Annotated in this window: 9 protein-coding genes and 1 pseudogene; 5 read left to right on the top strand and 5 right to left on the bottom strand. The window is 70.3% G+C overall.

The window, feature by feature from the left end; all coding sequences use genetic code 11:
* Positions 1-252: pseudogene (locus K6I33_RS29080) on the top strand (hypothetical protein); the annotation flags it as partial.
* A gap of 70 nt (positions 253-322) precedes the next feature.
* Here the strand turns inward: K6I33_RS29080 and K6I33_RS29075 are convergent.
* The 3 genes from K6I33_RS29075 to K6I33_RS29065 form a co-directional block, all read right to left on the bottom strand.
* Positions 323-646 (bottom strand): TfoX/Sxy family protein, encoded by a 324-nt coding sequence (locus K6I33_RS29075; protein WP_229357522.1) that lies wholly within the window; start codon positions 644-646, stop codon positions 323-325.
* A gap of 408 nt (positions 647-1,054) precedes the next feature.
* Positions 1,055-1,927 carry an LLM class F420-dependent oxidoreductase gene (locus K6I33_RS29070; protein ID WP_229357521.1) on the bottom strand — a complete coding sequence of 291 codons (873 nt, stop codon included), beginning with the start codon at positions 1,925-1,927 and terminating at the stop codon, positions 1,055-1,057.
* Positions 1,928-1,949: 22 nt separating this feature from the next.
* Positions 1,950-2,558, bottom strand: coding sequence for an NADPH-dependent F420 reductase (locus K6I33_RS29065; RefSeq protein ID WP_229357520.1), 609 nt, complete (start codon positions 2,556-2,558; stop codon positions 1,950-1,952).
* Between the two features lie 308 nt (positions 2,559-2,866).
* Here K6I33_RS29065 and K6I33_RS29060 point away from each other — a divergent pair, with 308 nt between their 5' ends.
* The 3 genes from K6I33_RS29060 to K6I33_RS29050 all read left to right on the top strand — a co-directional run bounded on the left by K6I33_RS29060 (position 2,867) and on the right by K6I33_RS29050 (position 4,937).
* On the top strand, positions 2,867-3,745 hold the full coding sequence (locus K6I33_RS29060) for an RICIN domain-containing protein (protein WP_229357519.1): 879 nt from the start codon (positions 2,867-2,869) through the stop codon (positions 3,743-3,745).
* 133 nt (positions 3,746-3,878) lie between these two features.
* Positions 3,879-4,337 carry a 3-keto-5-aminohexanoate cleavage protein gene (locus tag K6I33_RS29055; protein WP_229357518.1) on the top strand — a complete coding sequence of 153 codons (459 nt, stop codon included), beginning with the start codon at positions 3,879-3,881 and terminating at the stop codon, positions 4,335-4,337.
* 111 nt (positions 4,338-4,448) lie between these two features.
* The gene (locus K6I33_RS29050) at positions 4,449-4,937 is read left to right on the top strand and encodes an SRPBCC family protein (protein ID WP_229357517.1); all 489 of its coding nucleotides are present in this window, start codon (positions 4,449-4,451) and stop codon (positions 4,935-4,937) included.
* A gap of 26 nt (positions 4,938-4,963) precedes the next feature.
* On the opposite strand, the gene K6I33_RS29045 is transcribed toward K6I33_RS29050, so the two are convergent.
* Positions 4,964-5,452 carry a hypothetical protein gene (locus tag K6I33_RS29045; RefSeq protein ID WP_229357516.1) on the bottom strand — a complete coding sequence of 163 codons (489 nt, stop codon included), beginning with the start codon at positions 5,450-5,452 and terminating at the stop codon, positions 4,964-4,966.
* Positions 5,453-5,706: 254 nt separating this feature from the next.
* On the opposite strand from K6I33_RS29045, the gene K6I33_RS29040 reads away from it, so the two are divergent.
* Positions 5,707-6,423 (top strand): VOC family protein, encoded by a 717-nt coding sequence (locus K6I33_RS29040; protein WP_229357515.1) that lies wholly within the window; start codon positions 5,707-5,709, stop codon positions 6,421-6,423.
* A 9-nt stretch (positions 6,424-6,432) separates the two neighbouring features.
* Here the strand turns inward: K6I33_RS29040 and K6I33_RS29035 are convergent, their stop codons facing one another.
* The gene (locus K6I33_RS29035) at positions 6,433-6,849 is read right to left on the bottom strand and encodes an arsenate reductase ArsC (RefSeq protein WP_229357514.1); all 417 of its coding nucleotides are present in this window, start codon (positions 6,847-6,849) and stop codon (positions 6,433-6,435) included.
* Positions 6,850-6,899: the final 50 nt, after the last annotated feature.

Here is a 6,899-nt window from a genome sequence, read left to right as displayed (position 1 = left end):
GTCCGCGCCCGCACCTACTCCCTCCCCGACCGCGTCCACCCCCTCGACGAGACCACCAGCACCCTCGACCTCGCCGCCGACAACCCCCACCACATCGCCGAACAACTCCTCGGCATCGACCTCGGCCCCGAGGACACCATCCACGGCACCCCCGAACTCGCCCCCCACCTGGAACAGCTGGGACAGCGCCTACTGCGCGCCGCCCGCGCCCTCACCAGGCAGGAGGCGGACGACAGCCGGCGGAATCAATGAGAACGGCGCCGAGGACCGCATCACGGTCCTCGGCGCCGCAGGCATCGCAGTGGATGGGCGGGGGGTGGCGCTACTTGGGCGGCAGCTCCGCAGTGACCTCCACGGCCCACGTCAGCCACTCGTCCAGGACCTCGTCGTCCAAGGTCGACTCATCCAGCAGCACCCACCCTCGTTGTTCCTTCCCCCGGATCACCAGGGGCTGTGCGCCAGGACGCGCCAGGGCCTCGTCCATCCCCTCCTTCCCGACACGCACCATCAGCCCCTCGTCGTACAGGTTGGCCAGCGCGTTGCCCTGAAGCAGGAACGTCAACCCGGCGAACATCTTCTTCGCGGTCACGCCCTCAGGCTCCAGACGCTCCTTGAGCCGCCCCGCCAGCACCTCGTCGTAAGCCATGGCCCCACGCTAACCACGCCCACCGACACCCGCGCGCCACAACCTGGCCGGCACGGCCACCGAAGCCATCACGCTCCGCGCGCAGGGGGCCGCACCCGGCTGGCCGCCGCCCTGAACAACCGGATGTGCCTCGCCCCACCCTCCGACCTCACACGGGACAAAGACACCCTCCTGTCCCTGCCCGTCCCCCGCTGTTCCCTCCTGCACTGTGACCGCAAAGTGACCTGCGGAGTCATGGGGACGAGGTGGCTCAGGTCACCTTGCCCTGCGCATTGGCGGAGGCCGGACCGCAAGGGAGTCCCGAGGCGCCAAGCGTTTCGGGGCTCTCCCGCGTCCCGCCTCCGACCGCCGTCGGCTCATGACCGCGCTCACTGATCACTGCTCTGGCCTGCCCTGTGGGATCGCAGGTCACAGGGGCAGCGCCTGTGCCAGTTCGCGCCACTGCTCCATGAGCCGGCCGTACCCCTGCCCCCGTGGCAGTACGACCTGTAGCGCGACGTGGTCGGCGCCCGCCTTCTGGAACTCCTCGACGCGGGTGCGGATGCGGTCGGCGTCGCCGAGTGCGACGAGGGCGTCGACGAGGCGGTCGCTACCGCCGCCTTCGAAGTCCTCTTCGGTGTAACCGGCGCGTTCGAGGCTGTTGGTGTAGTTCGGCAGGGCCAGGTAGGTGGCGAGGTAGTCACGGGCGGTGCGGCGGGCGCGGGTCAGGTCGGTGTCCAGGACGGCCTTCATCTCGGGCCCGAGAAAGGGCCGGTCCCCGAGAATGTCGCGGGCCTGTGCAGTGGACTCCGGAGTGACGAGGTACGGGATGGCGCCCGCCGCGCGGTCACGGGCCAGGCCGAGCATCTTCGGGCCGATCGCGGCCAGCACCCGCCGTTCGGCGGAAACCGGCACGGGGGCGGCGTCCAGGGCGGTCAGGTAGTTCTGCATCGCGGAGTACGGGCGGGCGTACTGCGCGGCGAACCGGGCGTGGCTGACGCCGAGGCCGAGGAGGAAGCGTTCGCGGTCGGCGGGCTCGAAGGCGGCTCGCCGCGCGGCGACATCGGCGGCCTCGTACTGCCAGATGCTGAGGATGCTGGTGGCCACTGTCACGCGGTTCGTCGCCGCGAGCAGGCGGGCGGCGTGGTCGAGGCCCGGGCTGCCGCCGATCCACAGGGCCGCGAAGCCCATGTCCTCCAACTCCGCCGCGGCATCACGGACCTGCGCCGCCTCAGCGGGATCATCCGTCCGGAGCCAGCTGCTCCAGATACCGATGGTGCCGAGGCCCGGGATGGGTGCCACTTCTTCTCATCCCTCGGGCGGGTCAGAGGGCGAGCAGGTCTTTGCGGGGCCCGCCGAGCGGTCCGCCGCTGTCGAAAAGGGGTCCGCCTTCGGCGAGAGTACCGGTGTCGACAGCCTGGAAGCCGGCGCTGCCGGCCAGGTCGGCCACTTTCCGTTTGGCGGCGGCGTCGTCCCCGGCGAGCAGGACGAGGCGGCGCCCGCCGTCGACGACGGGATCCTCGGCGAGGACCTGGGCCGGATAGGTGTTGAAGCCCTTGACCACGAGGGCGCCCGGGAGGAGCGAGGCGATGACCTCGGTGGGCGCGCGGCCCTCGGTGTCCGCGTGCTCCAGACCCTTCGCCGTCTCCCGCAGCGGGTTGACCGGGACGAGGACGACCCGTCCCTGCCAGGAGGAGACCGAGGCCACCGCGCTCTCCTTCTGGTCCCACTGGACGGCCAGGACGACGACATCGCCGAAGTCGGCGGCCTCCTGCGGCGTCCCGGCCGACGCGTTCTCGCCGAGCTCGCCGACGAGCGGAGCCAGGGTGTCCGGGCCGCGAGAGTTCGCGACCTTCACTTGGTGCCCGGCCCGCGTGAAATGCCGGGCCAGCGCCTTGCCGAGACGGCCGGTGCCAATGATTCCCACCTTCATGGCCCCACCGTCACACACCTTCGCGCACCCCGCCTCCCGACTGGTCCTGTGGAAGAACCGCGTGCCATTGAGGAACGTGTCGGACACCCGGCGCTCGGTGGAATCCTCCACCTGGGTGACGTGGACGCCGCTGACGGGCTCGTGCCAGGCCACGCCATACCGGCAGGGCCGCAGCCGCGTCGCCGACGGACGTGTCGACTCAGGTCAGTGACTGGATTTGATCACTTTTGGTGATGTGGTCGGGACCCTAGGGTGATCACTTGGCCCGCGGTGCGCGGGAGTTGCGATCAGAGAAGGACGGATCCAGGGTGACGGTCAAGATCTTCGAGGGCAGCGGCGTCGCGGTGTGCCCGAAGGGCTGGTACGCGCTGTACGAGCACGAGGACTTCAACACCAAGGAGCGTGGCCGCGTCCTGCTGGCCGACCAAACGCTGGGCGACGTCCGGGCATTCGGCTTCGAAGGCCGTGTCCTGTCGGTGGTGGACCACACCGAGCAGAGCCTGGCCCTGCACGTCGAGGCGGACTTCAAGGGCTTCGCCGCCCAGGTGGGCCCGCGCGACGAGCTCGCGTCCATCGCGGAGAAGGACACTCGGGAGATCGACGACCTCGGTGCCATCGTGGGCGCCTCTCGCACCACCCTGGGCCCGGCGCTGAAGAACCGGACGGCCTCCATACGCATCTTCCCGCACGGCTCGGACGGCGCGCAGGCGCATGGGAACAAGCTGCCCGTCGAGGAAGGCACCTACGTCCTCACCAACGTCGCCAGCGGCAAGGTGCTGGACATCCTGGGCAACGAGAAGGAGAGCGGCGCGAACGTCGGCCAGTACACCCGCCACGGCGGAGCGAACCAGCAGTGGACGTTCAAGGCCGTACGGCGCGCCGGCCGCCAGTCCCCGTGGGACGTCACCGGCGTGTACGAGATCACGTCCAAGGCCAGCGGGCTGTTCCTCGACGTCGACAAGGCCGGTCTCCAGGACACCGCCAACATCCAGCAGTGGACGGGTAACGGCGGCACCAACCAGCGCTGGTGGGTCACCCCGGTCGGCGACGGCGTCTTCGTGATCAGCAACGTCCTCAGCGGCAAGACCGTGGACGTCGCCGGCATGTCGATGGACAACAGCGCGAACGTGCAGCAGTACACGTTCAACGACACCAACGCGCAGAAATGGCGCCTGGAGCGCGTCTGACGGCTGACGGTGCGGTCTGAAGCGCCCGCAGCGCCGTGAGGCTTCGCCGCGGCGAAGCCTCACGGCGCCTCATCGGTGTCGTCGGGGTCCATGCGCACCGGGAGTTCATCGCAGCTGTGTCACGATCATGCCCATGCTCCAGGTGTGTCTGAACGGCTCGCGGCGTCGCGAACAGTACCCGGGCCTTCCGGTGGGTCCAGTCGAGCTCACGGCCGCGGCCCGGGCGGCGGTCGAGGCCGGGGCCGAGGACATCCACCTGCATCCCAAGGACCGAAAGGGCACGGACGCCGCCACCCGTTTTCGCTCGTCGCTGTTCACCGGCCGGGTGGTGCGCGTCCTCGCCGAGGTCACGGACCACGGTCCCCGCACAGCCCTGGCCACCGCGGAGGGACTGCTGCGCGACCTGGGCGACGGTCTGGCGGCGCCTGTCCTGCTGCACGGGTCGGACGGCGGTGCCTGGCCCGTGCTGCGGATGGCCGTCGGGCTCGGGCCGGACGTCCGGATCGGGCTCGAAGACGTGCTCCACACTCCGGACGGCACTCCCGCGGCCGACAACGCCACGCTGGTGCGCGCCGCGCTCGCCCTGCGCTGAGCGCATCGTCACGCATGCCCCGGCCGCCGCCCGTCCACGACGGGCGGCGGAGTGACGGGCCCGGCCGTACGGTGGGAACACTGCCAGGGGGCCGGACGTGAGGAGAGGCTCATGCCCACCATGAGCGGTACCGCCAGCGTGTACATCGAGCGCTCGCCGGAGGCGGCCTTCGCCGTACTGGCCGACGCGGGCAACTGGCCCACCATCAACCGTGGGGTCACTCTGCGGATCACCCCGGTGACGGGCGATCCGTCCCGGCCGCTGGCGGGCGGGGACACGTTCGTCGAGCACGCCGCAGGGCCGGAGGGGGATACGGAGTACACCTTCCCCTGGACGGTCCAGGAAGCGACACCGAACACGCGCCTGACCATCGTCTCCCAGGCGGAGCTGGGCAGTGGGAATCCCTGCTGCCAGACCATCGTCTACGAGTTCGCGCCCTCGGGCCCCGGCACCCTCTTCACCCGCACGATCCGTGTCGACTTCCCCGACGGCCTCCTCGAAGCGGCCCCGAAGAACCAGGCCGATTCGTTCCAGAACTACCTCGGGCAGCAGTACACGATGGCCATGATGTTCAAGAAGCACCTTGAGGAACGCCACTGACCCCGGCCGCCCGCCCTCCGAACGGCTCACTGGCTGCGGAAGAACGTGGCCGTCATATGGATCATCGTGCCCTTGGCGGGATCGACGATCGTGTCGTACGCCCGGTGCTCGGCGAAGTCCTCCACCTGGGTGACGAACAGCCCGGTCTTGGGCTCGTGCCAGGTCACGGCGTACTGGCAGGGCCGCAACCGCGTGCTGGTGTACGTGATGTCCTGCGTAAGCCCCTGGGTCCCCGCCGGCCCCTGGGTCACCTTGATCGTCGCCTGGCTCGCCGAGGCGAAGGCGATCGTGGCCACGAACGGACCCGGGCCGATGGGAGTGTTGCTGCCGAAGTCCAGGGTCCACGTCTGCCCGATCGCAGGCATGGCCGCGTCCTCGTACTCCCGCTCCCAGCCGCGGCAGTCCACCCCGCCACGCGGCCCGGAGGTCTCCTGCGCTCCGGCCGGGAGGGCGCCGGCGCAGCTCACGGCCAGGGACAGGGGCACGGCCGCGCGGATGAACCGGGCGATCTTCATGGAGGCTCCCTACACCCCCTGCCGGTCAGGAACACAGCCTTCCGTGGCCGGACCGGCTGCACCGGCATTCCACCACGGCCTCCCCCGGACGGCGACTCCAAGGGCGCGCCGTCGGCATCGAGACCTGCCGACGGTCGTCGCATCGGACGGGGCTGGGGCGCGGTACTGTCGCGAGTGCTCGGTTCCGCTGCCGCCAGGGACATTGGCGTTGGCCTCGTCCTGTTCGTAGAGGTGCACCCGAAAAAGGGGCCATCATGCGTGTCGACCGGCTCGATCATCTCGTCCTGACGGTCAGGGACATCGACGCCACCGTTGCCTTCTGCACGACAGTGCTGGGCATGCGGGAGGTCACGTTCGACGGCGGAGGCCGCGCCGTCACCTTCGGCCACAGCAAGATCGACCTGCATCGGGCGGGCCGGGAATTCGAGCCCAAGGCCGAGCACCCCACCCCCGGCAGCGCCGACCTGTGTCTCATCGTCGACCAGAACATCGACGCGGTCATCGCCGAGCTCGCCGCCCACCACGTACGGGTGGAAGAAAGCCCCGTGGAACGGGCCGACGCCACCGGCCCGATGACGAGCGTCTACCTGCGCGCCATCCTGGACCACATGACCATCACCTCGGACACCACGCTGCGCGGCGTCCTCGACGTCCGCGCCGCCGCGGCCGGGCTCCGGGAGAAGTTCGCCGACGGGCAGCGGATGCGGATCGGCGACTCCCCGGTCGTGCACGACGTCGCCTCGTGGCGGTGGCTGGGCGGGGAGTACATCCCGTTGCCGGCCTGCCACACGGCGATCGGATGGGAGCCGCTGCGGCTGTCGCCGACATGGGCGGCGGCCTCATGCGGGTCGTGCGCGAAAATCCGGGCCGAGGTTGAAGGGATGCTGTTGCCGGGTGGGTCGGTGCGGCCACCGCTGTGGCTCCCAGGGCAGTGCGTCGAGGCCCAGGACGCGCTGTTCGACGTCGCCTGACTACCGCAGCTATCCGTGGGAATCGGCCCCGAGCTCGGCGATCAGGTCCTCGATCAGGACCTTGATCTGGTCACGGATCGGGCGTACGGCGTCGACGCCCTGGCCGGCCGGGTCCTCCAGCTTCCAGTCCAGGTACTTCTTGCCGGGGAAGACCGGGCAGACGTCGCCGCAGCCCATGGTGATGCACACGTCGGACGCCTGGACGGCGTCTACGGTGAGGACCTTCGGGGTCTCGGAGGCGATGTCGATGCCGACCTCGCGCATGGCCTCGACGACCGCCGGGTTGACGCTGCCGGCCGGGGCGGAGCCCGCGGAGCGGACCTCGACGCGGTCGCCTGCCAGGTGGGTCAGCCACGCGGCAGCCATCTGGGAGCGTCCGGCGTTGTGGACGCAGACGAACAGGACGGACGGCTTGTGTTCAGACATGGGCGGAACCTTCCGGGGCGGCGGCCGGGGTGACCGCGTCGGGGTGGGGG

The sequence above is a fragment of the Streptomyces sp. UNOB3_S3 genome, from assembly GCF_020740895.1.
Taxonomy (GTDB): Bacteria; Actinomycetota; Actinomycetes; order Streptomycetales; family Streptomycetaceae; genus Streptomyces.
Note: the sequence above shows the minus strand (reverse complement) of the source record. Positions and strands in the feature narration are given on the sequence as shown.

Coding starts and splice junctions, on each gene's coding strand:
- K6I33_RS29065 (WP_229357520.1), bottom strand. CDS start 2,558: ATGAAGGTGGGAATCATTGGCACCGGCCGTCTCGGCAAGGCGCTGGCC.
- K6I33_RS29075 (WP_229357522.1), bottom strand. CDS start 646: ATGGCTTACGACGAGGTGCTGGCGGGGCGGCTCAAGGAGCGTCTGGAG.
- K6I33_RS29055 (WP_229357518.1), top strand. CDS start 3,879: ATGCTCCAGGTGTGTCTGAACGGCTCGCGGCGTCGCGAACAGTACCCG.
- K6I33_RS29045 (WP_229357516.1), bottom strand. CDS start 5,452: ATGAAGATCGCCCGGTTCATCCGCGCGGCCGTGCCCCTGTCCCTGGCC.
- K6I33_RS29040 (WP_229357515.1), top strand. CDS start 5,707: ATGCGTGTCGACCGGCTCGATCATCTCGTCCTGACGGTCAGGGACATC.
- K6I33_RS29050 (WP_229357517.1), top strand. CDS start 4,449: ATGCCCACCATGAGCGGTACCGCCAGCGTGTACATCGAGCGCTCGCCG.
- K6I33_RS29035 (WP_229357514.1), bottom strand. CDS start 6,849: ATGTCTGAACACAAGCCGTCCGTCCTGTTCGTCTGCGTCCACAACGCC.